Here is a 23,020-nt window from a genome sequence, read left to right as displayed (position 1 = left end):
TTTCATCCGCGTTCACCCACATAGCCCAGGGGTGGCCTGAGCGGTCCGGCAGAGGCGTACTGACCGTGCTGCCACCGGGTGAGTTGCAGAAGAATAACGCCCGATCATGTGGCTTTTGGCGGTAGGTCAACTTCGCCGGAACCAGGCTGAGCAGGGCTTATCCGGGTAGCTTTCACGTTTTCACACTCCGAGTTGGTCAAAGGTTCACCTATCACTCAATCGAGTGGTGTCTACGCTTCGCCGTTACTCATTGTGACACCGGCAGAAAGCGCTTCCTACCGCGGCTAGCCTGAACGGCCCATCACAGCAGGTAAAAGCACCAACGGCCGCTCACGCAGTGAACCCGGCCTGCTTCGGGGGCCCGATCTTGCCGTGGCTAGCATGTGCCGCTCAAGGTTCGCCAGCTCGCCGGGAGGCAGCCATGCAGAACGTCGTCCAGAATCCAGCGACGAGAACCTCTGCCGAGAACGCCGCGCACGCGCCGGCACTGTTCGGGCCGGGCGAAGAGGCACCGCAGCCCAGTCCCCGCGCCGCCGAGATCGACTTCGTCGCGATCCAGCGCAGTCCCGAGTTCAAGACCTTGCGCAGCCGCTTCCGCCGGTTCGCGTTCCCGATGACCCTGCTGTTCATCCTCTGGTACCTCGTGTACGTCGTCCTCGCCGCGTACGCGCACGACTTCATGAGCAAGAAGGTCTACGGCGAGATCAACGTCGCGATCGTGCTGGGCGTCCTGCAGTTCGTCTCGACCGCCCTCATCACGATCGCCTATCTGCGGTTCGCCCGGCGCAGGCTCGACCCGCAGATCGAGACCGTGCGGCAGCAGGCAGGAGTCCAGTAACACCATGATGAAAGCGCTCGCGGCGGCCGACAGCGCCGGCAGCAACCCGATCCTCAACACCGCGGTGTTCGCGATCTTCGTCGCGATCACGCTCTTCGTCGTGTACCGCGCCAGCAGCGGCAAGTCCTCCCGCGCCGACTACTACGCGGCGAGCAGCGCGTTCACCGGCAGGCAGAACGGCATCGCGCTCTCCGGCGACTTCCTGTCCGCCGCCTCGTTCCTGGGCATCGCGGGTGCCATCGCCGTCAACGGCTACGACGGCTTCCTCTACTCGATCGGCTTCCTGGTGGCCTGGCTGGTCGACCTGCTGCTGGTCGCCGAGCTGCTGCGCAACACCGGCCGCTTCACGATGGGCGACGTGCTCGCGTTCCGGATGAAGCAGCGCCCGGTCCGCGCCGCCGCGGCCACGTCGACGCTGGTCATCTCGCTGTTCTACATGCTCGCGCAGATGGCGGGCGCCGGCGCGCTCATCGCGCTGCTGCTCAACGTCCACAGCCGCTTCGGCCAGTCGATCGTGCTCGTCGTCGTCGGCGTGGTCATGGTGCTCTACGTGCTGGTCGGCGGCATGAAGGGCACCACGTGGGTGCAGATCATCAAGGCGACCATCCTGATCCTGGCCGTCGTGCTGATGACGGTGTTCCTGTTCGGCAAGTTCGGTTTCAGCCTGTCGAACCTGCTCTCCCAGGCGGCCTACCACAGCCCGCTGGGCGAGAAGCTGCTCGAACCGGGCGCGCAGTACGGCAAGAACGGCACCACGAAGCTCGACTTCGTGTCGCTGGGGGTCACGCTGATCCTGGGCATCGCGTGCCTGCCGCACGTGCTGATGCGCTTCTACACCGTGCCCAACGCCACCGAGGCCCGCCGGTCGGTGGTGTGGGCCACGTCGGCGATGTTCGTGTTCTACCTGTGCACCCTGGTCATCGGCTTCGGCGCGGCCGCGCTCGTCGGCACCGACGAGATCAAGTCCGCCCCGGGTGGCGAGAACTCGGCGGCGCCGCTGCTCGCGCTGCACATCGGCGGCACGGTGCTGCTGGGCATCATCTCGGCCGTGGCGTTCGCCACGATCCTCGCCGTGGTGGCCGGTCTGACGATCACGGCGTCGGCGTCCTTCGCGCACGACGTGTACGCCAGCATCTTCAAGCACGGCAACGCGGAACCGGAGGACGAGGTGCGCGTCGCGCGCCGCACCGCGATCTGCATCGGCCTGCTGGCGATCCTCGGCGGGATCCTCGCCAACGGCCAGAACGTCGCGTTCCTGGTGGCGCTGGCGTTCGCGGTCGCCGCCTCGACGAACCTGTCGACGCTGCTGTACACGCTGTTCTGGAAGCGCTTCAACACCACGGGCACGCTGTGGGGCATGTACGGCGGGCTCATCTGCTCGGTGGTGCTGGTGCTCTTCTCGCCGGTGGTGTCGGGCAGCTCGACGTCGATCATCAAGAGCCTCGACTTCCACTGGTTCCCGCTGTCGAACCCGGGTCTGGTGTCGATCCCGTTCTCGTTCCTGTGCGGGTTCATCGGCACGTTCGTCGGCCGCAAGGAGATCGACCCGGCGAAGCAGGCCGAGATGGAGGTCCGGTCGCTGACCGGCATCGGCACCTGACACGCTGGGTGGCGTGAGCACCGACCGGATCCGCCGCTTCCTGGCGCAGGCACCGCCGACGCCGTTCCTGGTCGTCGATCCCGCTGTGGTCACGGCGCGGGTCCGGGAGTTCGCGAACGAGCTCCCGGGCTCGCGCCTTTTCTACGCCGTCAAGGCGAACCCGGAACCCGCCGTGCTGCGTGCGGTGCTGGCCGCGGGCGGCGGGTTCGACGTGGCGAGCCCCGGCGAGATCACCGCGTGCCTCGCCGAAGGGGCGCGGCCGGAGTCGCTGTCCTACGGCAACCCGATCAAGAAGGCGGCCGACGTCGCGTTCGCCTTCTCCCACGGCGTCCGCGAGTTCACCACGGACGCGGAGTCCGACCTGCGGCAGCTCGCCCGGCTCGCGCCCGGCTCCGCGGTGTCGGTGCGAATCCTCGTCGACGGGCCGGCGTCGGCGACCCCGTTCGGCCACAAGTTCGGCTGCGTCCCCGCCGAGGCCGTCTCGCTGCTGCGCCTGGCCGCCGACCTCGGGCTGGTGCCCGGCCTCGCCTTCCACGTCGGCTCGCAGCAGCCGGACCCGTCGGCGTGGGACACCGGGATCGCCACCGCCGCGAAGGTCGCCGCCGAGGCGGGGATTCGGTTGCGGCGCCTGAACATCGGCGGTGGTTTCGGCATCCGCTACCGCGAGCTGGTGCCCTCGCTCGCCGAGTACGCGGCCGCCGTGCGCGCCTCGCTCGCGGCCCACTTCCCCACACCGCCGCAGCTCGCGCTCGAACCGGGCCGCGCCGTCGTCGCCGAGGCCGGGCTGATCCGCGCCGAGGTCGTCCTGGTCGCGTGGCGTGGCGGGCGGCGGTGGGTCTACCTGGACGTCGGGCGCTACAACGGGCTGGCCGAGACGGAGAACGAGGCGATCCCGTACCGGTTGGACGCCGGCGACGGCGAGCGGGGGCCGGTCGTCCTCGCCGGGCCGACGTGCGATGGTGACGACGTGCTCTACCAACACACGCCCTGCGAACTGCCGCTCGCGCTGCAGCCGGGTGACCGCGTCGACATCCTCGACGCCGGCGCCTACACGGCCAGCTACTCCTCGGTGGCGTTCAACGGCATCGAACCGCTGCGGACGTACTGCCTTGACTGAGATCGGCGCCTTCTCCGGCCGGCACGTGCTCGCCGAGCTCGACGGCATCGAGCCCCGGCTCCTCGACGACGCCGGCTTCCTGCGCGAAGCGCTGCGGTCGGCCGTCGCGCAGGCCGGGGCGACGGTGGTCGATGTGCTGGCCCACCGCTTCGAACCGCACGGCGTCACGGTGCTGGCGCTGCTCGCGGAGTCCCACGCGTCGGTGCACGCCTATCCCGAAATCGGCGCGGCCTTCGCGGACGTGTTCACGTGCGGGGAACGGGCGGATCCGGAGCTGGCCGTGCGCCTGCTCGCCCGTGCGCTGGGCACGGAGTCGGTGCGCACGACGACCGTCGGGCGCGGGCACGGCGCGCGGCAGGTGACCGAGCCCGTCGGGCGGGGGCTCACCCGGTCCTGGGCGGTGTCGGAGGTGCTGTTCGAGACCCGCACCGAGTTCCAGCACCTGCTGATCGGGCGCACCGAGCAGGGGATTTCGCTGTTCTGCGACGGCGAGCGGCAGAGCACGCAGGCGACGCAGCTGACCTATCACGAGGCACTGATGGTGCCGCCGCTGCTGCTCGCGCGAAGGGTGCGGCGGGTGCTGGTCATCGGGTCCAGCGAGGGGGTGGCCAGCCAGATCGCGGCCGCCGCCGGTGCCTACGTGGACCACGTCGACATCGACCGCGAGGCCGTCCTGGCCTGCGCCGAGCACCTGCCCTACGGCTACACGCCCGGGGAGCTGGCCGCCGCCGAACGCGGCGACGGCCCCATCCGCGTGCACTACCGTGACGGCTGGGAGTTCCTGGCCGCCGCCGAACCGGGCTACGACGTGGTGGTGATCGACCTGCCCGACGAGAACGACGACCCGCGGGCGCAGCACAACCGGCTCTACGGCGACGAGTTCCTGGCGCGGTGCACGGGGGTGCTCGCGCCGGGCGGCGTGGTGTCCACACAGGCGGGCTGCCCGACGATGTGGCGCAACGACACGCTGATCTCGGCGTGGCGGCGGTTCACCGAGGCGTTCGGCACCGTCGTCTACTACGGCTCCGACGAGCACGAGTGGGCGTTCCTGTCCGGCCGCCTCGAACCGGGCGAAGCGGACCTCGACCTGCGGAAGCTCGCCTACCGCCCGGAGACCGTGGACGCGACGGCGTTGCGCGGCAACACCGTCCCGCCGCTGCGGATCAGAGCTTCCGGCCCTGCTGGACCCGGTGCGTGACCGCCCGCTCGGCGACGAACGACAGGAACGGGATGGTGCCCGCCAGCAGTACCAGGATGGTGCCCTTGATCGACCAGCGGGCCTTGAGCGCGAGGTCGACGGCCATCACCAGGTAGACCATGTAGAACACGCCGTGGGTGACCCCGGCCCAGCTCATCATGCCCGGCGAGTCGGCGGCGTACTTGAGGATGAACGCGGCGGTCAGGCACAGCAGCGCGACACCGGTGGCGTACGCCAGGACCCGGTAACGCAGCAGCGGTCCCTTCAGCGAGACCTTCGTGGTGCCTTCAGTGCTGCTCACCATTCGAGGCTTCTCCTAGCGTTCCTCTTGGTCTCGCGCGTGCAGTTCGGCGAGGTAGCGGTTGTAGGCGGCCAGCTCGTCGTCCTCTTCGGCGGCGGCGATGACCGGGTGCGCGGGCCGCGGGCGGGGCACCTCGGTGACCGGCTTGCGGCCCCACTCCCGGCGCGGCTGCGGCTCAGCGGCCTCGTCCGCCTCGGCGGCTTCCCGCCGCAGCTTGCGGATGCGCAGCACCATGAACGCCGGGAACAGCCCGAACAGCGGCCACTGCAGCACGTAACCCAGGTTCTGGAACGTGCCGCTGGCCGACTCGAAACGGTTCCACTGCCACCAGGCGAGCCCGCAGCACACCGCCAGGCTGAGCACGCACAGCACGCCGATGCTGATTCGGCGTGGCGTGAAGAACCCGGCTGGCACACCCCGACGCTAGCACTCGCCGCACTTCACGAGACCTTGACCGCCTGCGCGGCCCTGGCGTAGGAGTCGGCGAGCCCGAACACCTTCTGCCCGTACTCGACCGAGTTGTTGTACGACAGGATCCCCTGCCACCAGCCCTGCGCGCTCGCCATGTCGCGCCCGCCCGCGCACAGGTACTTCGCGGCGGCCAGCGCGGCGGCGTCGATCTGCTGCGGGTCGTACCCGCCGCCCCACTTCGCCCACGTCGCGGGGATGAACTGCATGGGCCCGACGGCGCGGTCGTAGTTCGGGTCGCCGTCGAAGCGGCCGCCGTCGGTGTCGCCGATGGCCCGCACCCCGGTGGAACCGTCGAGCGGCACGCCGACGATGGGCTTCGACGGGTAGCCGTTGGACTGCAGGACCGCGCCGGCGTACTGCCCGTGGTTGGACTCGATCCGGCCGATGCCCGCGAGCGTCGCCCACGAGATCCGGCAGCTCGGCTGGCTGTCACGCAGGGCGAGGTCGGCGTTGCCGTAGGCGACGAGCGCCCGGGCGGGGATGCCCGTGACGTCGGACACCTTGCTCGCCCACGTCGACAGCAGGTCCTTGCCGGACTGCTGTTGCTGTTGCGGCTGCCGGGTGGGCTGCGTGTCGGCCACCGGGTTGCCCGCGACGGTGGCGTTGACCGGAGCCGTCGAGCCCGGCTGCACGTCCACCGCGGGCACGGACAGCGCGGGGATGTCCGTGGTGGTCTGCCCCGCTTCGGGGGTGCTCACGCGGGTGGCGACCAGCACGGCGGTGGCCCCCACCGCGAGCACGGCGACGACGATGCCGAGCCGCCCCAGTACGGCGAGCCCGGCCCGGCGCGGCTTGGGTTCCCGAGGCACTGCGGAGGTTTCGTGCTCGTCCTGCTCAGTGCTCAAGAATCCTGCCTCCCGCAACGGTGTCCGTCCGGTCAACGAGCGTACGGACACCCACGTTACGGCTGTGAACTAGCTGGCCTTCTGCTGCCGGGCGAGCCGGGCGACGCACCACGCCGGGGCGCTGCCGCGGCGCAGGTGCTGCAGCACGGTCATCGGGCCGAGGCGGCGGCTCAGGTCGGACGGCGCGAGGCCGGCCGCGCGGTAGTCGAGCGCGCGCTGGTCCAGCGGGCTGATCCCGGCGTCCCACCACTTCTCCGCTTCGCTGACGTCGCCGAGCATCTGCCACCAGCCCGCGGCGGCGACGAGCAGTTCGAGCGGCACACCCGGCAGCCGGGCACGCATCGCGTCGAGGTAGTCCGGGTCGGCCGATTCGACCGGCTTCCAGCCGCGGGCACCGGAACGGGCGCGCTGACCGGGGATCCCTGGCGAGGGCTGCGGCGCTTCGGCGAGCCACGCGGACGTGATGCGGCTGATCTCCTGCTCTTCCGCCGTCTGCTCCCGCTCGGCCGCCCACTGGGCGATAACCGCATCGACTCCCGGATCTCCGGTCATCCTTGCCTCCTCGTGCCCCAACCGACAAGTCACTGAAACGCGATGATCGAACGATGGGGCGTGCCAGAACCAGCTGGTCACGCAATGTGAGCACCGTAAGGGCAGATACGGTCGTCGCGCCAGACCCTTTCGCCGACGAGTTGGGCGACCAGGGCCTTAATCCCCTTGATCCACCCGGATGGCTGAATGTGGCCGCTCGGATGCCGAGAATCGTGACTGTCCGTGATTTCCCACCGGGAGACATGCCAAAGGGCGGCACCGCCCACGCGATGCCGGAAAGGTCTGTCACAGCGTCAGGCGAAGAGCGTCCGCACGAACGTCACGATCGCCTCCGCGCCGTCGCGCAGCCAGCCGAGGACGTTGTGCACGACCTCCGCCGACTGCGTGGGCCTGGTGATCAGGAAGAACAAGGCGAACGCGACGACGGCGACAATGACGATCTTCTTGGTGTTCGCCGACATACGCTCCATCCGATCGGTTCGCGGGACCGCTGCCACGGCCGCCCCCGGAACACCCGTCATCCTGCCCCGGAGCACGGCATTTAGACAGGCCTTCACCCGGATGGCGGTCGTCTCTGACTCTCCGTGTCCACCCCAGAGTAACTTCCGGCCCGCGAGGCTCCCGGACGACATGCCGGGGAGGCCGATGACGGCCTCCCCGGCAGCGGTTACGCGATGACTGCGGACTCCCGCAGGGAGGCGAGCGTGGGCTCGTCGTAGCCGAGCTCGGCGAGCACCTCGGCGGTGTCCGCGCCCTTCTCGTGCGGCGCCTCCGGCACCCGCGGCGGGGTGCGGTCGAACCGCGGCGCGGGCGCGGGCTGCACGACGCCGCCGATGTCGACGAACGTGCCGCGAGCGGCGTTGTGCGGGTGTTCCGCCGCCTCCCACGGGCTCAGCACCGGCGTCAGGCACGCGTCCGTGCCCTCGGCTTTCGCGACGAGCTCGTCCCGGGTGTGCTTGCGGACCGCGTCGGCGAGGATCTTCCGCAGCCGCGGCCACTCGGTGGCGTCGACGTGCACCGGCAAGTCCTCGCCTTCGAGCCCCAGCACCTTGACCAGGTCGGCCCAGAACCGCATCTCGATCGCACCCAGCGCCACGTACTTGCCGTCGGCGGTCTCGTAGGTGTCGTAGAACGGGGCGCCGCCGTCGAGGAGGTTCGTGCCCCGCTCGCCCGGCCACAACCCGGCCGCGCGCATCCCGTGCAGCTGGGTGGTGAGCAGCGCCGCTCCGTCAACCATCGCCGCGTCCACCACCTGCCCGCGGCCCGACGCCGCCCGTTCGTACAGCGCGGCGAGGACGCCCATCGCCAGCAGCATCCCGCCGCCGGCGAAGTCCGCGACCAGGTTCAGCGGCGGCACCGGCGGCTCCCCGGCGCGCCCGATGGGTTCGAGCGCCCCGGCGATCCCGGCGTAGTTGATGTCGTGCCCGGCGGCGGACGCGAGCGGCCCGTCCTGGCCCCAGCCGGTGAGCCTGCCGTAGACAACCCGCGGATTGCGAGCGTGCACCTGCTCCGGTCCGAGGCCCATGCGCTCGGCGACGCCGGGCCGGAACCCTTCGATGAACACGTCAGACCGTTCGGCCAGCCGCAAGACCACCTCGACGCCCTCGGGCTGCTTCGTGTCGACGCCGATCGTGCGGCGCCCGCGCATCAGCGGGTCACCGGCGATCCCGAGCACGTCCTGCCCCGGCTTCGCGCGGTCGACCCGCACGACGTCGGCGCCGAGGTCGGCCAGCATCGTCGCGGCGAACGGCGCGGGCGCCAGCCCGGCCAGCTCGACGACCTTCAGCCCCCGCAAGGGACCTGACTTCATGGCAGTTCCCCTTCTCAGAGCGTGCGGGAGATGACTTCCTTCATGATTTCGCTGGTGCCGCCGAAGATCCGGTTGATCCGGACGTCGGTCCACGCCCGCGCGATCGGGTACTCGGTCATGTAGCCGTAGCCACCGAACAGCTGCAGGCAGTCGTCGACCACCTTGTTGACCCGTTCCGTGGTCCACAGCTTCGCCATCGCCGCGCCCTGCACGTCCAGCTCACCCCGCAGGTGCCGTTCGACGCACTGGTCGAGGAACGCCCGCGCGACGACGGCCTCGGTCGCGGCCTCGGCGAGCTTGAACTTCGTGTTCTGGAACTTGAAGATCGGCCTGCCGAACGCCGTGCGCTCCTTGGTGTAGGCGATGGTCTGGTCGATCGCCGCCTCCATGCCCGCCACCGCGGTGACGGCGATGATCAGCCGCTCCTGGGGCAGCTGCTGCATCATCTGGATGAAGCCCTGGCCCTCCTCGCCGAGCAGGTTCGCCGCGGGCACGCGCACGTCGTCGAAGAACAGCTCGGCGGTGTCCTGGCCCTTGAGACCGACCTTGTCGAGCACGCGGCCGCGGCGGAAACCGGGCGTGTCGGTGGGCACGCCGATCAGCGACACGCCCTGGGCGCCCGCGTCCGGGTCGGTCTTGACAGCCACCACCACGAGGTCGGCGAGGCCGCCGTTGGTGATGAACGTCTTGGCGCCGTTGATGACGTAGTAGTCGCCGTCGCGAACCGCGCGCGTCTTGATGCCCTGCAGGTCCGAGCCCGTGCCGGGTTCGGTCATCCCGATGGCGCCGACCATCTCGCCGCTGGCGAACTTCGGCAGCCACTCGCGCTTTTTCTCCTCGGAGGCGTAGGCGAGGATGTAGTGCGCGACGATCCCGTTGTGCACGGTGACGCCCCACGCGCTGTCGCCGGAGCGCGCCTGCTCCTCGTAGAGGACGGCCTCGTGGGCGAAGGTGCCGCCACCGCCGCCGTACTCCTCGGGGATCGACAGTGCGAGCAGCCCCACCTCGCCCGCCTTGTTCCACAGCTCGCGCTCGACGTGCTTCTGCGCACTCCAGCGCTCTTCGTTGGGCGCGAGCTCCTTCTGGCAGAACGTCCGGGCGAGCTCGCGGACGTCGTCCAGCCCCTCGGCCCAGGCGCTCTTCGGTGTTGGCAGTGGCACGGCGCGGCCTCCTAGAAAACATTACGCGCGGAAGGTAAGTTCTGTTCGGAATGTACATCCGGGAGGCACCGTGGTCGAGCCCCGAGGGCACCGAACGCAGGCGCAGCGCCGCGAGCAGACGCGCACGGCCCTGCTCGACGCGACGATCGACTGCCTGGTCGAGCTGGGCTACGCGCGCACGTCGATGCAGGAGATCTGCTCGCGGGCCGGGGTGTCGAAGGGCGCGGCGCAGCACCACTTCGCGGACAAGGCCGAGCTGATGGCGGCCGCGGTCGAGCACCTGACGACGAAGCGGATGGCCGCGCTCGCTGAGTCGCTGGAGTCGTTGCCACGCGGGGTGGACGCGATCCCGGCGGCGGTCGACATGCTGTGGGCCGGGTACTCGGGCGCGCTGGCCACGGCGTCGACGGAGTTGTGGATCGCGGCACGCACGGATTCCGCGTTGCGCGCGGCGATCCGCCCGGTGGACCGGGCTTTGGGGCGCACAGCGCTGGAGAGCGTGCAGTCGGTGGTGGATCTGCCGCCGGAGCGGGTGGAGAAGCTGTTCTGGCTGACGGTGAACCTGACGCGCGGCCTGGCGCTGGACGCGGAGCTGGGCGGTGCCCCGGCGCGGCGGAAGCAGCTGTTGGAGGAGTGGAAGCGCATCGCGGTGCGCGACTCGGAAGGCTGAGACGCGAGCCGGCCCGGCCCTCACTCGGGCCGGCTCGCGACGCCCGTGGGACGCCCACCGGTGGGGCCGGTGACGCAACGGTGGTGATCGTCACCCGAGAGGGTCATGCGGGAGCTGGCGGGGCGACCGGCTCGTTCCCTTCGCTGGGAAAACCCTGGTTTCGCATACCGGCGGTATGATGTACTCGTCGGTAACGTAGCCGCACCAACGGAGGGGCCATGACGAGCACTGCCGCGACCACCGGGCACGAAGCCAGCAAGCCGACCACCGTGGGTGGGGTCGTCGGGGCGCCGTCGGCGGCGCGGGCCGCCCAGCTGGCCCGCCGCGCGGCCGGCGGCCAGGACTCGGCGCCCGTCGAGATCACCGCGCCGTTCACCGGGCTCGTCACCGCGACCCTGCCGCAGGCGACCGACGCCGACGTGCGGAAGGTGTTCGGTGAGGCCCGCGAAGCGCAGCGGCTCTGGGCGGCGCGGCCGGTCCGCGAGCGGCAGCAGGTCCTGACCCGCCTGCACCGGCTGATCCTCGATCGCCAGGAGGAGATCCTCGACCTCGTCCAGCTCGAAGCGGGCAAGGCGCGGCTCGACGCGTTCGACGAGGTGAGCGCCACCGCGCTGGTCGCCGGGTACTACGGCAAGCACAGCGCGCGGATCCTCGGTTCGCGGCGCGCGGCCGGGGTGATCCCGGGGCTGACGAAGGCCCGGGTGCTGCATCACCCGAAGGGTGTCGTCGGGGTGATCTCGCCGTGGAACTATCCGCTCGCGCTGACCTCGATGGACGTCCTGCCCGCGCTGGTGGCGGGCAACGCCGTGGTGCAGAAGCCGGACAACCAGACGGCGTTGTCCGCGTTGTGGCTGCACGAGCTCGCCGAGGAGGCCGGGCTGCCCGCCGGGGTGTGGCGGATCGTGCTCGGACGCGGTTCGCGGATCGGCGACGCGCTGGTGGAGGAGTCGGACTACCTGTGCTTCACCGGTTCCACGCCGACGGGCAAGGACCTGGCGGCGAAGGTGGCGTCGCGGCTGACCGGGTACTCGCTGGAGCTCGGCGGCAAGAACCCGATGATCGTGCTGCCCGACGCGCCGATCGCGAAGGCCGCCGCGGGTGCGGTGTCGGCGTGTTTCTCGTCGGCGGGGCAGCTGTGCGTGTCGGTCGAGCGGATCTACGTGCACGAGAGCGTGCGCGAGGAGTTCACGCGGGCGTTCGTGGCGAAGACGAAGGCGTTGCGGCTGGGCGCCGAGCTGGGGTACGGCGCGGAGATGGGGTCGCTGACGTCGGAGAGTCAGCTGGCGACGATCTCGGCGCACGTGGAGGACGCGCGGGCGAAGGGCGCGACGGTGCTGACCGGCGGGCGGCCGCGGCCGGATCTGGGGCCGCTGTTCTACGAGCCGACGGTGCTGACGGATGTCCCCGAGACGGCGGACCTGTTCGCGGGCGAGACGTTCGGGCCGGTGGTGTCGATCTACGGCTACACCGATGTGGAGGACGCGATCGAGCGCGCCAACGACACGGCTTTCGGCTTGAACGCGAGCGTGTGGACGGGCAATGTCGCGGCCGGGTGGGCGGTGGCGTCGCGAATCAAGGCGGGGACGGTGAACGTCAACGAGGGCTACGCGGCCACGTTCGGGTCCGTCGCACTGCCGATGGGCGGCATGAAGGAGTCGGGCTACGGACGCCGCAACGGCGCCGAGGGACTGCTCAAGTACACGGAGTCCCAGTCGATCGCGGCCCAGCGCGGCCTGCGGTTGCGGCCGCCGCGGGTGGTGCCGCCGAAGCTGTGGGCCCGCGGAATGACGGTCGGACTGCGGCTGCTGGGGCGGATCCGGTAACGGCGGCGCGGGCCGCCACGCCGGCGGGTGGCGGGGTGGGGCACGGGCCCCGGCTGCGGGGCCGGCGCGCGTGGTGCCGCCCGCGGGACGCCATCGGGCGGCGGCGGGGGCGGATTCGCTGACAGCGGGCGGTTTGGCGCGTCGTCGGGTGTGGGTGAACGTGGTGGGGCGGGGGTTCCGGCGGCGGTGCCACGTGTGGTGCTGCCTGCGGGATGACCATCGGGCTGCGCCTGCTGGGCGCATCCGCTGACAGCGCCGCGGTTCGCCGCATTGCCGAGCAGCGTGGTGAACGCGGTGGCGCGGGTTCCGGCGGCGGCGCCACGTGTCATGCCGCCTGCGGGATGACCATCGGGGCTGCGCGTGTTGGGGCGATTCACTGACAGCGGCGCGGTTCGCCACGCCGCCGAGCGGGGGGTAAACCAGGTGGCGCGGATACCGGCAACGGCGCCAGGTGTCATGCCGCCCGCAGGATGCCCCCGGGCTGCGGCTGCTTGGGCGCACCCGCTGACAGCGGCGCAATCCAGCGCATTGCCGAGCAGCGTGGTGAACGCGGTGGCGGGTACCGGCGGCGGCGCCGCGTGTCATGCCGCCCGCAGGACGACCACCGGGCCGCGGCGGCTGGGGCGGATTCGCTGACAGCGGCGCGGTTCGCTACGCCGCCGAGCGGGGGGGAACCTGGCGAGCGCGGGTTCCGGCGGCGACGCCACATGTCATGCCACCCACAGGACGACCACCGGGCCGCAGCGGCTGGGGCGGATTCGCTGACAGCGGCGCGGTTCGCCACGCCGCCGAGTGGCGGGGTGAACCAGGTGGCGCGGATACCGGCAACGGCGCCACATGTCATGCCGCCTGCGGGATGACCATCGGAACTGCGGGTGTTGGGGCGGATTCGCTGACAGCGGCGCGGCTCGCTACGTCCCCGAGTGGCGGGGTGAACCAGGTGGCGCGGGTTCCGGTGGCAGCCGCCATGCGTGGTGGCGCCCCGTGGGATGGCCATCGGGCCGCGGCTGCTGGAGTGCAGGCGCTGGACGGCGGCGCGGGTTGCCGGATCGCCGAGTGGCCGGGTGGAGGAGAGGGGCGCGGGTTGTGGCTGTAGCGGCTGCGCGTTGCGTCACCCATGCTTTTAGCCCGTGGCTTGGCCGTTGGGCTGCGGCGGATCGGCGGCGCGGTCCAAAAAAGGGGTGAAGCCGGCCGGGTGGGTGGTAGTGGCTCTGGTCGGCAGTGTGCGGGACGGTCGGCGGATCGCGGCGCGCCCGCGGGTTCGCTGCGCGCGGGCTCGGCTCTTCGCTGCGGAAGATGAGTTCGTGTTCGCGGAAACCGTTGTCCCTTAAGGAAATCTGGGTGAGCCCGGTGGCCGCCGCACCCCATCCGGCGGCTACCGGGCCCGACTAGGTGTGGGCGGGGGACTGGGGGGTGGGGCGAGCCAGCAGGCCGCGGTCGTACGCGAGGGCCACCGCTTCCGCGCGGCGGGTTGCGCCCAGTTTCGCCATCAGGCGGGACAGGTGCACGCTCACCGTCTTCTCACTGATGTACAGCTCCTCCCCCACCTGCCTGTTGGTGCGGCCCAGCGCCACCCGCTCCAGCACCGCCCGCTCCCGCTCCGTCAGCGGATCCACCGTGTCCCGCTGAGGCTGCGCCGCCTCCACCACGCCCGGCAGGTCGATCCGCGCGCGGCGCGCGAGGTCGCGGACCGCGTCGCGCAGGGGCAGGGCCCTCAGGTGCTCCGCCGTCTTGTGTGCCTTCGCCAGCTCGTCCGCCGCGCGCCCGGGCTCGCTCACCGCGAGCAGCGCTTCCGCGTGCTGCCACCGGCAGATGGCCTGCTCGTACACCTGCCCGTACCCGAACTCGGCCACCGCCCGCGCCCACAGCTCCGGATCCGGCGCTCCCCGCACACACGTCGCCGCCGCCTCCGCGCGGGCCAGCCACGCCCGCCCCTCCGGTCCGAGGATGCCCGACCGCGGCCTGCCCTTCGCCGCCGCGGAGCGTGCCCGCTCGACCAGCTCCTCCCCCACCTCGGCCGCCGCCCGCACCGCCTCCTCGTCACCGCGGAGCCGGGCCGCGGCCGCCTTCGCGGCGGCACCGCTGAGGGCACCGGCGCTGAGCCGGATCTCGCTCAGCCGGTAGCCCTGGTCGAGCGCACGGAGGAAGTCCATCGCCTCAACCGCTCGCTTCACCACCGCCTCGTGGTCGCCCTGCCAGTACGCCAGCTCGGCACCCGCCCCACCGGCGGCGATGGCCGTGAGCGGCTCCGCGCGCCAGTGCGAGCGCAGCTCGGCCAGCAGCTTGCCCGCCGCCGTGAACCGGCCGCGCGCCACGACGATCGGCAGCCACTCCGCGGTCATCCGGGCAGTGAGCACGCTGGACACACCCCGCGCCGGCACCGCGGTGACGGACTCCGCGGGCCAGTCGCCGCTCTGGTACCGCAGCCGCAGGTGCCGGGCCCGCTGCTCCAGGCCGTAGGCGCTCCACGTCAGCCCCGTCTCCTCGGCTCGCTTGATGCCGCGCCCGAACGCCTCGACCGCCGGCTCGATCTCGCCCTGGTCCTCGTAGCTGAACCCGAGGAAGCACAACGCCCGCAGCTCGACGTCCGGCGAGCCGGCCTCGCGCGCCTTCTGTTCGGCGTCCCGCAGCCGGGCTCGCGCCTCCTCGAAGTCGCCGACGTTGTCCGCGAGCGCGCCGAGCGTGATCAGGGCTGACGCCTCCGCACCCGCGGCGCCGACGGTCTGGGCCTCGGCGACCGCGACCTGCGCGCAGAAGCGCGCGTCGGAGTGGTGGTCGGTACCGCGCAGGATCGCCGCCCTGGTGGCGAGCACCCAACTGGTGGTGCGGCTCGGCCGGGCTCCGTCGATCAGGTCCCACGCCCTGTCGATCGCCTCCTGCGCCTCGTCGAGGCGGCCCTCGACGTTCATCAGCGCCTCGGCCAGCCGCCGCCACGTCTTGGTCGCCAGCTCGACGTCGGTGTCCTCGCGCAGCTCCTGCACGGCCGAGCGCGCGTACGCGATCGCCCGCTCCGGCTCACCCGAGGTGCCGGCAAAGTACGAAGCCTCCTTCAGCAGCTGCAGCTCGTCGACCTCCGGCGGCCGCGCCGCGGGCGGCACCGCGTCCCAGATCTCCAGCGCCTGCTCGACGTGACGCAGCGCGGCCCCGGGCGCACCCAGCCGCTCCGCTTCGTCCGCGGCCGACAGCAGCGCGGGCAGCGCCGTGGCGAAGTCCCGGCTCTGGAGGCTGTGGTACGCCAGCTTCGCGTCGTGCCCGCGGCCCTGCGGGGTGCGCCGGATGCGCGCCGCGTAGGCAGCGTGCATGCGGGTGCGCTCGCCCGGCAGCAGATCCCCGTACACCGCTTCCTGCAGCAACGCGTGCCGGAACGCGTACGCCCCCTTCTCGACCACCAGCACGTGGTGCTGCACCGCCTCCCGCAGTGCCTCGTCGAGCTGGTCCTCCCCGAGCCCTGACACCTCCGCGAGCGCCGCGTGCGCCACCGACTCCCCCGCGACCGCGATCGCCCGCAGCACCCGCCGCGCGTCCGGCGACAGCCTCTCCAGCCGCGCCAGCAGCACCTCGGCGAGCCCGGCGGGGATGTCGGTGCAGTCCGAACACGACGCGAGCAGCTCCTCGGCGAAGAACGGGTTGCCCTCCGACCGCTCCACGACGCTGGTGATCACCTCGGGCGTCAGCGGGCCGTCCGCGAGCGCCTCGACGAAGGCCCGCGCGTCGGCCTCCTTGAGCGGGTGCAGCTCGATCTGCGTGACGGCGGGCAACCGGACCAGCTCGACGAGCAGGCCGCGCAGCGGATGCCGCCGGTGCACGTCCTCCTCGCGGTAGCTCGCCACCACCAGCAGCCGCTGCGCGCGGAGCCGGGAAGACAAGAACGACAACAGGTTCCGCGTCGAACCGTCCGCCCAGTGCAGGTCCTCCAGCACCAGCAGCACCGGGCGGTGCTCCGCGATCTCGGTGAGCACCCCCAGCACCGCGTCGAACAGCTGCAGCTGCCCCAGGTCCTGCTCCGGGCGCGGCCGGTACGGCCCCTCGTGCTCGGACGTCATCGGCGCGTACTCGACGTCGGACACGGGCCCCGGCTGCGCGAGCGGCAGCAGCCGCGAGAGCGCGGGCCGGATGCGCACCGCTTCGACGACCGCCGCGTCGTCCGCCGTCGCGAGCGGCCCCAGCGCCTCCGCGAACGGCAGGTACGGCAGACCGCCCTCGCGCACGTCGAGGCAGCGGCCCGTCAGCACGAGCGCCCCGCGGCTGCCCGCGAACTCGGCCAGCTCGGCCAGCAACCTCGTCTTGCCCACGCCCGCGTCACCCGCGAGCAGGATCGCGCCGGCCTCACCACGCTCGGCGCGGGTGAAGCCGGCGCGGAGGCGGCGCATCTCGTCGACACGCGCGACCAAGGGGATACCGGAACCTAGACGGGGCACGAGACGCATTGTCGCCTACCCCACCGACAGTTCCGGAACGGTTTTCGACGCGCTCTCCGCGAACACGGCGTGACTCCCGCTACGCCGGGCGCAAACCACCCCGCGGTTCGGAGCGCGCATCAGCCAGCTCACCCCTCGGCCTCCCTCTTCAGCGCGCCTGAACGCGGGAGAGCGCCACCTCGTCCCGGCTCGGGCCCCGCTGCTGCGGTACCGCGACCTCCGGGGTCTTCCTGCCGATCCGCCAGCGCCGCCGCTTCGGGCCCGCCGACCACGCCTTGTGCAGCTCCTCGGTCCGGTACGCCACCTCGGCCTGCACCGCGTCGAAGATCCAGTCGTTGCGCATGGGATCCCTCTTCCACTCAGTCGTCTTCCGGTGAGCTTCAGAGTCGTCCTGAGGGAGGGGCCGCGGCATCGGGCGATCACCCAGTTCCGGGCACAAGAAGACCCCTTACCCCGCCTAGCCCCTGCTCGGCGGTGTAAGGGGTCTGGGTGGAGCACTCAGTCGCGGACCGCGCCCAGCAGGCCGCGCCAGCCCGACGGGGAGACGCTCAGCGCGCCGGCGTCGGGGTTCTTGGAGTCCCGGACGCCCACCCGCTCGGCGAGCAGAGCGACCTCGACGCAGTCGTTGCCGCCGCCGCTGTAGCTGCTCTTGCGCCAGGCTCCCCCGGGAAATTCAACTTTCGCCATAGCTCCCCGCTCCTCACTTTTCACGCGGTGGTGTTTCTCCGGCTGGAATACCCCGCCATCAGGCGGAATATCGTTCCGCGGCCTGGGCGATCAACGCTAGCGAGTCGTCCGGTTTGAGAGCCGCGGCACGCAGATGATCGAACATGAGCGAATAGCGGCGTACGTCGGGGGGCAGTTCGAGAAAGAAACCGCCGGAGGTGCTGTCGACGTACACCACGTCCGGGTCGGCCTGCTCCGGGAAGCCGAGGATGAGGAACGGGCCCTCCATGCCCGGGTGCGCCCCGGCTGAGAACGGCACCACCTGGATCGTCACGTGGGGCAGCTGCCCGAGCTCCAGCAGCCGCTGCGCCTGCTTCGCCATCACTCCGGCGCCGCCGACCTCGCGGTGCAGCACGGCCTCGTCGATCACTGCCCAGTACTCGGGCGGGTTCGGGTCGGAGAGCAGCTGCTGGCGGGCGGTGCGGGCGGCGACGCGCCGCTGGATCTCCGTCTCGTCGGAGTCCGGGCGCATGGCGCGGATGACGGCGCGCGCGTACGGCTCGGTCTGCAGCAGGCCCGGCACGAGCAGCGCCTGGAACGCGCGCAGCGAGCTGGCGTCCGCTTCGAGCCCGACGAACGTGCCGGTGAACACCTCCTTGTAGGCGTGCCACCAGCCGGGCTTGCGGGCCTCGCGGGCGAGCTGGACGAGCGCCTCGCGTTCGTCGCCGGTGATGCCGTACAGCTCCAGCATGTCCCTGGCGTCACGGGGAGTGACCCCGACGTGGCCGGTCTCGATACGGCTCACCTTGGACGCGGAGCATTCGAGCTTTTCGCCCACCTCGTCGATGGTCAGATCGGCGGCTTCGCGTAACCGGCGCAACTCGCTGGCCAGCCGCCGACGGCGAATGGTGGGACCCTGACCCCGTTGCATTTGTCGCACCTCCGTATTGGTCCGCGCCATTCCGCCAAGGCGTTGTTCGCCGTACTACATCTAACCAGCCGATTCTCACGTCGCACGGTGCCCGACCTACCCGGACGGGTTAGTTTCCCCGGATCGGTGGAATGCAAATTGCACTCTGCGGATGTACGGTGGCATCCTGCGTCCGTTTCGGGTGGTCCAAGGCACCGGAACGTGGCAGCTCCCCCTGGAGGAAGCGTGCTCGACAGCGATTCACCGACCGGCCCACTGCAGACTTCTGTGCACCAGCGCCTGGACGATCTCACCCGCTCCGCGGGCCTGTGCGACTCGGGCAGGGCGACCGAACTCGCCCGAAGGGAGATCCCACTCCTGGTGCAGGCGTTACGCTCCGTGCTCGCCGCACACGAGCCCGACGAACACGGCCGCTGCCCGGTGTGCCGCGACCAGTCGCCACGGCTGCCGTTCCGGCGCCGCCCCTCGATGCCCTGCCGCGCGTACCTCGCGGTGCAGCTGCGCCTCGGCACGATCGAAGCGGCGGCCTCGCGGCGCCCCCGCCTGAAGCGGCACCGGGCGACGCACCTGCACTCGGTGAGCTGAGCACCGCCCGTCAGCGGACCCGCAGCAGCCCTTCCTGCACGACGGTCGCGATGAGCGTCCCGTCGGCCGCGAAGAACCGGCCCGTGGCCAGGCCGCGGCCGCCCGAGGCGGACGGGGACGCGGTGTCGTACAGGAACCACTCGTCGGCGCGGAACGGCCGGTGGAACCACAGCGCGTGGTCCAGGCTGGCGCCCCGCACCTCGTCCAGCTCCCAGTACACGCCGTGGCGCGCGAGCGGGGAGTCGAGCAGCGTCATATCCGACGCGTACGTGAGCACGCACACGTGCAGCAGGTCCTCGTCCGGCAGCCGGCCGTCCGCGCGCATCCACACCTGGTTGCGTGCCTCGGTGGTGCCCTTGCCGCGGGTCAGCCACGGCGGGTCGTTCACGTAGCGGACGTCGATCGGGCGCGGGCGGCGCCACATCTCGGCGATGCCAGGGACCTCGCTCACCCGTTCGGCGAACGTCGGCAGCGTCTCGGGCGCCGGCACGTCCGGCATCTCGTCCGCGTGCTCCAGCCCCGGCTCGGGCGTCTGGAACGACGCCGACAGCGCGAAGATCGCCTTCCCGTGCTGCACGGCGACCACCCGGCGCGTGGTGAACGAACGCCCGTCGCGGATGCGGTCAACCTCGTACACGATGGGGATACGGGGGTCACCGGGGCGGATGAAGTACGCGTGCAGCGAGTGCACCTTCCGCTCGCTCGGCACCGTCCGCCCGGCGGCCACGAGCGCCTGCCCGGCGACCTGCCCGCCGAACACGCGCACGGGTGAGAGCGCCGGGCTGACGCCCCGGAAGATGTTCTCCTCGATCTTCTCCAGGTCGAGCAGGTCGACCAGCTGGTCGAGCACCACCTGCCCGCCCAGCCCCGCGGAGCTGTCGAGCCCGGCAGCGGCTTCCTTCGCCAAGTCGGTCATATCTCCCGATCCAACCAGGCGCGGGACCGCCGCCGCACGAGCGGGACCGTCAGGCGTGGTCGTCCTCACCGAGACGGTGGACGCGGATGAGGTTGGTGGTGCCGACGGTGCCCGGCGGGGAACCGGCGACGATGACGACGAGATCGCCCGGCTGGTACCGGCCCATCTCCAGCATCGCGTGGTCCACCTGCTGGATCATCTGGTCGGTGGAGTCGACCTTCGGCACGATGTGCGTGACCGTGCCCCACGTCATCGACAGCTGGCTGCGCACGCTCTCCTCGGGCGTGAACGCCAGCAGCGGCAGGCGCGTGTGCAGCCGCGCGAGGCGGCGCACCGTGTCACCCGACTGCGTGAACGCGACCAGTGCCTTGGCGTTGAGCCGCTCGCCGATGTCGCGCGCGGCGTAGGAGATCACGCCCCGCTTCGTCCGCGGCACGTGCGACAGCGGCGGCACGGTCGGCGAGTCGGTCTCCACGGCCTCGACGATCCGGCCCATGGTCTGCACGGTCTCGATCGGATAGCGCCCGACGCTGCTCTCGCCCGACAGCATCACCGCGTCGGCGCCGTCGAGCACCGCGTTGGCGACGTCCGACACCTCGGCGCGGGTCGGGCGCGAGTTGTTGATCATCGAGTCGAGCATCTGCGTGGCGACGATGACCGGCTTGGCGTTCTCCCGCGCGATCTGGATCGCGCGCTTCTGCACCAGCGGCACCTGCTCCAGCGGCAGCTCCACGCCGAGGTCACCGCGGGCGACCATCACGCCGTCGAACGCCAGCACGATCGCTTCGAGGTTGTAGACCGCCTCGGGCTTCTCCAGCTTGGCGATGACCGGCAGGCGGCCCTTGCCGACGCGGTCCATCACCTGGTGCACCAGGTCGATGTCCGCCGGGGAGCGCACGAACGACAGCGCCACGAAGTCCACGCCCAGCGAGAGCGCGAACTCCAGGTCCTCGATGTCCTTGTCCGACATCGCGGGCACGGACACGTCCATGCCCGGCAGCGAGACGCCCTTGTTGTTGCTGACCGGCCCGCCCTCGGTGACCTCGCAGACCACGTCCGGGCCCTCGACGCCCTTGACGACCAGGCCGATGTTGCCGTCGTCGACGAGCAGCCGGTCACCGGGCTTGGCGTCCTTCGCGAGGCCCTTGTACGTGGTGGACACGCGGTCGTGCGTGCCGGTGACGTCCTCGACCGTGATGCGGACGACGTCCCCGGTGCGCCACTCGACCGGGCCACCGGCGAAGGTGCCGAGGCGGATCTTGGGGCCCTGGAGGTCGGCCATGATGCCCACCGCGCGGCCGGTGGCCGCGGCGGCCTCACGGACGAGGTCGTAGACCTCCTTGTGGTCGCCGTGGCTGCCGTGGCTGAAGTTCATCCTCGCCACGTCCATCCCGGCGTCGACGAGGGCCCGCACCTTCTCCGCGGTGGCGGTGGCGGGACCAAGCGTACAAACGATCTTCGCGCGTCGGCTCACGTTCATACAGCGTAGACCTTCCTTGGCGTTTCGTCTGTACCGATCCCGAGATCGAGTCAGCGGCGTGGCTTCTCGCTCGACCCCACGTGGTCGCGCGCCCACTCGTTGAAGTCGCGCACCTGCCGCCAGGCCCTGCGGACCCGGTCGAGGCACGCCCTTTCGTGCAGCGTGTCGTCGGGTTCCCAGCTCCGGACGGCGTACAGCGACCGGTGTTTCAGCAACCCCAGCCGCGGGTGCTCCTCGGCATACCCACGAGGTCGCGTCCGCAACACGTCACCGGCGATCTCCCACCCGGTCTTGCGGAGTTTCGCGAGAATTCGCTCCAGCGCCGCGCCGTGCACCTCGGTGTCCACGGCCTGGCGGTACCGCGCCAGCTGGTCGGACTCCAGGTGGAAGCACCCGCCGCCGACCCGCAGGCCGGCGGAGGACAGCTCGACGTAGAACGCGCCGCCGCCGCGGCCCTGCTCGATCACCGCGCCGCAGTGCGTCTTGTACGGGGTCTTGTCCTTGGCGAACCGCACGTCGCGGTACGGCCGGAAGACCTTGCCCTCGCCGAAGTCCGGCCCGAACTCGGAGGTCAGCTCGGCGAGCAGGGCCTCCATCGGCTGCCGCACGTGCTCGCGGTACAGCCGCAGGTTGTCGTCCCAGTACGCCTTGGAGTTGTCGGCGAGCAGCCCGTCGTAGAACTCGACGGCGTGCTCCCCGAAGCCGGAGAACGTCACGGCGGGAACCATAACCACGTTCACTGGTACGGGTGACGCGCGGTTTGGCCTCCCCGTGCCGCCGGGAACCGCTCGGGTGTCCTATCCGAACGGAAGGGGAACGACCGTGAGTCTGTTCGACAAGGCCAAGGAAGCACTCGGCCAGCACCCGGACCAGGCCGACCAGGGCATCGACAAGGCCGCCGACGCCGCCAAGGGCAAGTGGGGCGAGCACGGCGACCAGATCGACAAGGCCGCGCAGAAGGCGAAGGACTTCTCGCGCCAGCAGGGCCAGGAGGGCCAGCAGCCGCCTGCCTGACGGGGCTACGGAAGGCGTCCCGAAGGCCTTCCGGTACAGGGAAGAAGGCCGGGCAGGGCGCCTGCCCGGCCCTTCTCATGTCAGCGTCGACCGCGCGAACCCGACGAGCGCGCGGTTCGTCTCCTCCGGCCGCTCCTGCTGCACCCAGTGACCGGCGCGGGCACCAGCTCGACGCTCTGCAGGCGGGGCACGCGCGAAAGCCCGTGCAGGAAACGGCGGAACGTGTCGTCGAGGTCGGCGGCGAGCTCCTTGTCCGCGACGCCGGGCTCCTGGAAGGAGAGCTGGTAGTAGTCCGGCCCGAACACCCCGCGGGCGGGCTCCAGCGTGAGCGCGGCCGGGCGGCCGATGTACGGCACGCTGAGCCCCGCCGCGCCACGCACCAGGTCTGGGCGGAACAACGCGGTGTGCCAGGCGATCGGGGCGCCCCACTCGTGGCCCACCACCAGTGCGTCCGGCGCGCCGAGTTCCGTGATGAGCCCGACGGCGTCGCCGACCAGGTGGAACAGGTCGTAGTCCTCGATCGCCGCGGGTTTATCCGGGCCGTAGCCGCGCTGGTTCGGCGCGACCGCATCCGCCGGAAACGGGAAAGGGGCGGCAGGTGTCCCCTGCCGCCCCTCGGGAATCC

Annotated in this window: 24 protein-coding genes and 1 pseudogene; 10 read left to right on the top strand and 15 right to left on the bottom strand. The window is 71.3% G+C overall.

The annotated features are described in order from the left end of the window. Window positions 1–421 precede the first annotated feature (421 nt). From FHX82_RS23275 to FHX82_RS23260, 5 genes and pseudogenes are all read left to right on the top strand, one after another. Window positions 422–838, top strand: coding sequence for a DUF485 domain-containing protein (locus FHX82_RS23275; protein WP_145938346.1), 417 nt, complete (start codon window positions 422–424; stop codon window positions 836–838). 7 nt (window positions 839–845) lie between these two features. Next, entirely contained in the window at window positions 846–2,438 is a 1,593-nt protein-coding gene (locus FHX82_RS23270; RefSeq protein ID WP_145938360.1) for a monocarboxylic acid transporter, read from the top strand. 13 nt (window positions 2,439–2,451) lie between these two features. Beyond that, the gene (locus FHX82_RS23265) at window positions 2,452–3,555 is read left to right on the top strand and encodes a type III PLP-dependent enzyme (RefSeq protein WP_145938347.1); all 1,104 of its coding nucleotides are present in this window, start codon (window positions 2,452–2,454) and stop codon (window positions 3,553–3,555) included. Then, window positions 3,455–3,886: pseudogene (gene speD, locus FHX82_RS37160) on the top strand (adenosylmethionine decarboxylase); the annotation flags it as partial. The gene FHX82_RS23265 and the pseudogene speD, both read left to right, overlap by 101 nt. Beyond that, window positions 3,872–4,753, top strand: a complete 882-nt coding sequence (locus tag FHX82_RS23260) for a spermidine synthase (RefSeq protein ID WP_229881451.1) — start codon at window positions 3,872–3,874, stop codon at window positions 4,751–4,753. The pseudogene speD and the gene FHX82_RS23260, both read left to right, overlap by 15 nt. On the opposite strand, the gene FHX82_RS23255 is transcribed toward FHX82_RS23260, so the two are convergent. The 7 genes from FHX82_RS23255 to FHX82_RS23225 form a co-directional block, all read right to left on the bottom strand. Beyond that, the gene (locus FHX82_RS23255; protein WP_145938349.1) at window positions 4,719–5,057 is read right to left on the bottom strand and encodes a DUF3817 domain-containing protein; all 339 of its coding nucleotides are present in this window, start codon (window positions 5,055–5,057) and stop codon (window positions 4,719–4,721) included. The genes FHX82_RS23260 and FHX82_RS23255 overlap by 35 nt on opposite strands. 12 nt (window positions 5,058–5,069) lie before the next feature. Next, window positions 5,070–5,468, bottom strand: a complete 399-nt coding sequence (locus FHX82_RS23250; protein ID WP_145938350.1) for a hypothetical protein — start codon at window positions 5,466–5,468, stop codon at window positions 5,070–5,072. A gap of 26 nt (window positions 5,469–5,494) precedes the next feature. Then, complete coding sequence (locus FHX82_RS23245) at window positions 5,495–6,370, bottom strand: lysozyme family protein (protein ID WP_145938351.1); 876 nt, start codon at window positions 6,368–6,370, stop codon at window positions 5,495–5,497. A gap of 69 nt (window positions 6,371–6,439) precedes the next feature. Beyond that, window positions 6,440–6,922 (bottom strand): helix-turn-helix transcriptional regulator, encoded by a 483-nt coding sequence (locus tag FHX82_RS23240; RefSeq protein WP_145938352.1) that lies wholly within the window; start codon window positions 6,920–6,922, stop codon window positions 6,440–6,442. 293 nt (window positions 6,923–7,215) lie between these two features. Continuing rightward, window positions 7,216–7,383, bottom strand: coding sequence for a hypothetical protein (locus FHX82_RS23235; RefSeq protein WP_183176779.1), 168 nt, complete (start codon window positions 7,381–7,383; stop codon window positions 7,216–7,218). Window positions 7,384–7,589: 206 nt separating this feature from the next. Then, the gene (locus FHX82_RS23230; RefSeq protein ID WP_145938353.1) at window positions 7,590–8,732 is read right to left on the bottom strand and encodes a CaiB/BaiF CoA transferase family protein; all 1,143 of its coding nucleotides are present in this window, start codon (window positions 8,730–8,732) and stop codon (window positions 7,590–7,592) included. A 14-nt stretch (window positions 8,733–8,746) separates the two neighbouring features. Next, window positions 8,747–9,892: an acyl-CoA dehydrogenase family protein gene (locus FHX82_RS23225; RefSeq protein ID WP_145938354.1), complete on the bottom strand. Its 1,146-nt coding sequence runs from the start codon at window positions 9,890–9,892 to the stop codon at window positions 8,747–8,749. Window positions 9,893–9,962: 70 nt separating this feature from the next. Here FHX82_RS23225 and FHX82_RS23220 point away from each other — a divergent pair, with 70 nt between their 5' ends. From FHX82_RS23220 to FHX82_RS23210, 3 genes are all read left to right on the top strand, one after another. After that, window positions 9,963–10,562, top strand: a complete 600-nt coding sequence (locus FHX82_RS23220) for a TetR/AcrR family transcriptional regulator (RefSeq protein ID WP_145938355.1) — start codon at window positions 9,963–9,965, stop codon at window positions 10,560–10,562. A gap of 218 nt (window positions 10,563–10,780) precedes the next feature. Beyond that, complete coding sequence (locus tag FHX82_RS23215) at window positions 10,781–12,385, top strand: succinic semialdehyde dehydrogenase (protein WP_145938356.1); 1,605 nt, start codon at window positions 10,781–10,783, stop codon at window positions 12,383–12,385. Window positions 12,386–12,597: 212 nt separating this feature from the next. After that, window positions 12,598–12,765: a hypothetical protein gene (locus tag FHX82_RS23210; RefSeq protein ID WP_183176778.1), complete on the top strand. Its 168-nt coding sequence runs from the start codon at window positions 12,598–12,600 to the stop codon at window positions 12,763–12,765. 1,008 nt (window positions 12,766–13,773) lie between these two features. Here the strand turns inward: FHX82_RS23210 and FHX82_RS23205 are convergent. The 4 genes from FHX82_RS23205 to FHX82_RS23190 all read right to left on the bottom strand — a co-directional run bounded on the left by FHX82_RS23205 (window position 13,774) and on the right by FHX82_RS23190 (window position 18,400). Then, entirely contained in the window at window positions 13,774–16,812 is a 3,039-nt protein-coding gene (locus FHX82_RS23205) for a helix-turn-helix transcriptional regulator (RefSeq protein ID WP_183176777.1), read from the bottom strand. A gap of 139 nt (window positions 16,813–16,951) precedes the next feature. Continuing rightward, window positions 16,952–17,146 (bottom strand): hypothetical protein, encoded by a 195-nt coding sequence (locus FHX82_RS23200; protein ID WP_145938668.1) that lies wholly within the window; start codon window positions 17,144–17,146, stop codon window positions 16,952–16,954. A gap of 155 nt (window positions 17,147–17,301) precedes the next feature. Further along, window positions 17,302–17,490 (bottom strand): DUF397 domain-containing protein, encoded by a 189-nt coding sequence (locus FHX82_RS23195; protein WP_145938667.1) that lies wholly within the window; start codon window positions 17,488–17,490, stop codon window positions 17,302–17,304. A 58-nt stretch (window positions 17,491–17,548) separates the two neighbouring features. Then, window positions 17,549–18,400, bottom strand: a complete 852-nt coding sequence (locus FHX82_RS23190) for a helix-turn-helix domain-containing protein (protein WP_145938666.1) — start codon at window positions 18,398–18,400, stop codon at window positions 17,549–17,551. A gap of 267 nt (window positions 18,401–18,667) precedes the next feature. On the opposite strand from FHX82_RS23190, the gene FHX82_RS23185 reads away from it, so the two are divergent. Further along, entirely contained in the window at window positions 18,668–18,985 is a 318-nt protein-coding gene (locus tag FHX82_RS23185; protein ID WP_229881436.1) for a hypothetical protein, read from the top strand. Window positions 18,986–18,995: 10 nt separating this feature from the next. Here the strand turns inward: FHX82_RS23185 and tesB are convergent, their stop codons facing one another. Genes tesB through FHX82_RS23170 form a run of 3 tightly spaced genes read right to left on the bottom strand, consistent with a single transcriptional unit; the run spans window position 18,996 to window position 22,097 of the window. After that, a complete protein-coding gene (gene tesB, locus FHX82_RS23180; protein WP_145938664.1) occupies window positions 18,996–19,901 on the bottom strand; it encodes an acyl-CoA thioesterase II in 906 nt (301 codons plus the stop codon). A gap of 49 nt (window positions 19,902–19,950) precedes the next feature. After that, complete coding sequence (gene pyk, locus FHX82_RS23175) at window positions 19,951–21,375, bottom strand: pyruvate kinase (RefSeq protein ID WP_145938663.1); 1,425 nt, start codon at window positions 21,373–21,375, stop codon at window positions 19,951–19,953. 56 nt (window positions 21,376–21,431) lie between these two features. Further along, window positions 21,432–22,097 carry a DUF2461 domain-containing protein gene (locus tag FHX82_RS23170; RefSeq protein WP_183176776.1) on the bottom strand — a complete coding sequence of 222 codons (666 nt, stop codon included), beginning with the start codon at window positions 22,095–22,097 and terminating at the stop codon, window positions 21,432–21,434. Window positions 22,098–22,203: 106 nt separating this feature from the next. Here FHX82_RS23170 and FHX82_RS23165 point away from each other — a divergent pair, with 106 nt between their 5' ends. Further along, the gene (locus FHX82_RS23165; protein WP_145938661.1) at window positions 22,204–22,395 is read left to right on the top strand and encodes an antitoxin; all 192 of its coding nucleotides are present in this window, start codon (window positions 22,204–22,206) and stop codon (window positions 22,393–22,395) included. Between the two features lie 80 nt (window positions 22,396–22,475). Here the strand turns inward: FHX82_RS23165 and FHX82_RS23160 are convergent, their stop codons facing one another. Then, the gene (locus FHX82_RS23160) at window positions 22,476–23,018 is read right to left on the bottom strand and encodes an alpha/beta fold hydrolase (protein WP_145938660.1); all 543 of its coding nucleotides are present in this window, start codon (window positions 23,016–23,018) and stop codon (window positions 22,476–22,478) included. Between the last annotated feature and the right edge of the window lie 2 nt (window positions 23,019–23,020).

Origin of the sequence: Amycolatopsis bartoniae (genome assembly GCF_014191255.1) — a bacterium.
Lineage (GTDB): Bacteria > Actinomycetota > Actinomycetes > Mycobacteriales > Pseudonocardiaceae > Amycolatopsis_E > Amycolatopsis_E bartoniae.
This window is presented reverse-complemented; position numbering and strand designations above follow the sequence as displayed.

Excerpts from the sequence above, each read along its gene's own strand:
- FHX82_RS23255 (WP_145938349.1), bottom strand. The coding sequence starts at position 5,057 with ATGGTGAGCAGCACTGAAGGCACCACGAAGGTCTCGCTGAAGGGACCG.
- FHX82_RS23240 (WP_145938352.1), bottom strand. The coding sequence starts at position 6,922 with ATGACCGGAGATCCGGGAGTCGATGCGGTTATCGCCCAGTGGGCGGCC.
- FHX82_RS23190 (WP_145938666.1), bottom strand. The coding sequence starts at position 18,400 with ATGCAACGGGGTCAGGGTCCCACCATTCGCCGTCGGCGGCTGGCCAGC.
- FHX82_RS23210 (WP_183176778.1), top strand. The coding sequence starts at position 12,598 with ATGACCATCGGGCTGCGCCTGCTGGGCGCATCCGCTGACAGCGCCGCG.
- FHX82_RS23215 (WP_145938356.1), top strand. The coding sequence starts at position 10,781 with ATGACGAGCACTGCCGCGACCACCGGGCACGAAGCCAGCAAGCCGACC.
- FHX82_RS23230 (WP_145938353.1), bottom strand. The coding sequence starts at position 8,732 with ATGAAGTCAGGTCCCTTGCGGGGGCTGAAGGTCGTCGAGCTGGCCGGG.
- FHX82_RS23200 (WP_145938668.1), bottom strand. The coding sequence starts at position 17,146 with ATGCGCAACGACTGGATCTTCGACGCGGTGCAGGCCGAGGTGGCGTAC.
- FHX82_RS23270 (WP_145938360.1), top strand. The coding sequence starts at position 846 with ATGAAAGCGCTCGCGGCGGCCGACAGCGCCGGCAGCAACCCGATCCTC.
- FHX82_RS23205 (WP_183176777.1), bottom strand. The coding sequence starts at position 16,812 with ATGCGTCTCGTGCCCCGTCTAGGTTCCGGTATCCCCTTGGTCGCGCGT.
- tesB (WP_145938664.1), bottom strand. The coding sequence starts at position 19,901 with ATGACCGACTTGGCGAAGGAAGCCGCTGCCGGGCTCGACAGCTCCGCG.
- FHX82_RS23235 (WP_183176779.1), bottom strand. The coding sequence starts at position 7,383 with ATGTCGGCGAACACCAAGAAGATCGTCATTGTCGCCGTCGTCGCGTTC.
- FHX82_RS23275 (WP_145938346.1), top strand. The coding sequence starts at position 422 with ATGCAGAACGTCGTCCAGAATCCAGCGACGAGAACCTCTGCCGAGAAC.
- FHX82_RS23195 (WP_145938667.1), bottom strand. The coding sequence starts at position 17,490 with ATGGCGAAAGTTGAATTTCCCGGGGGAGCCTGGCGCAAGAGCAGCTAC.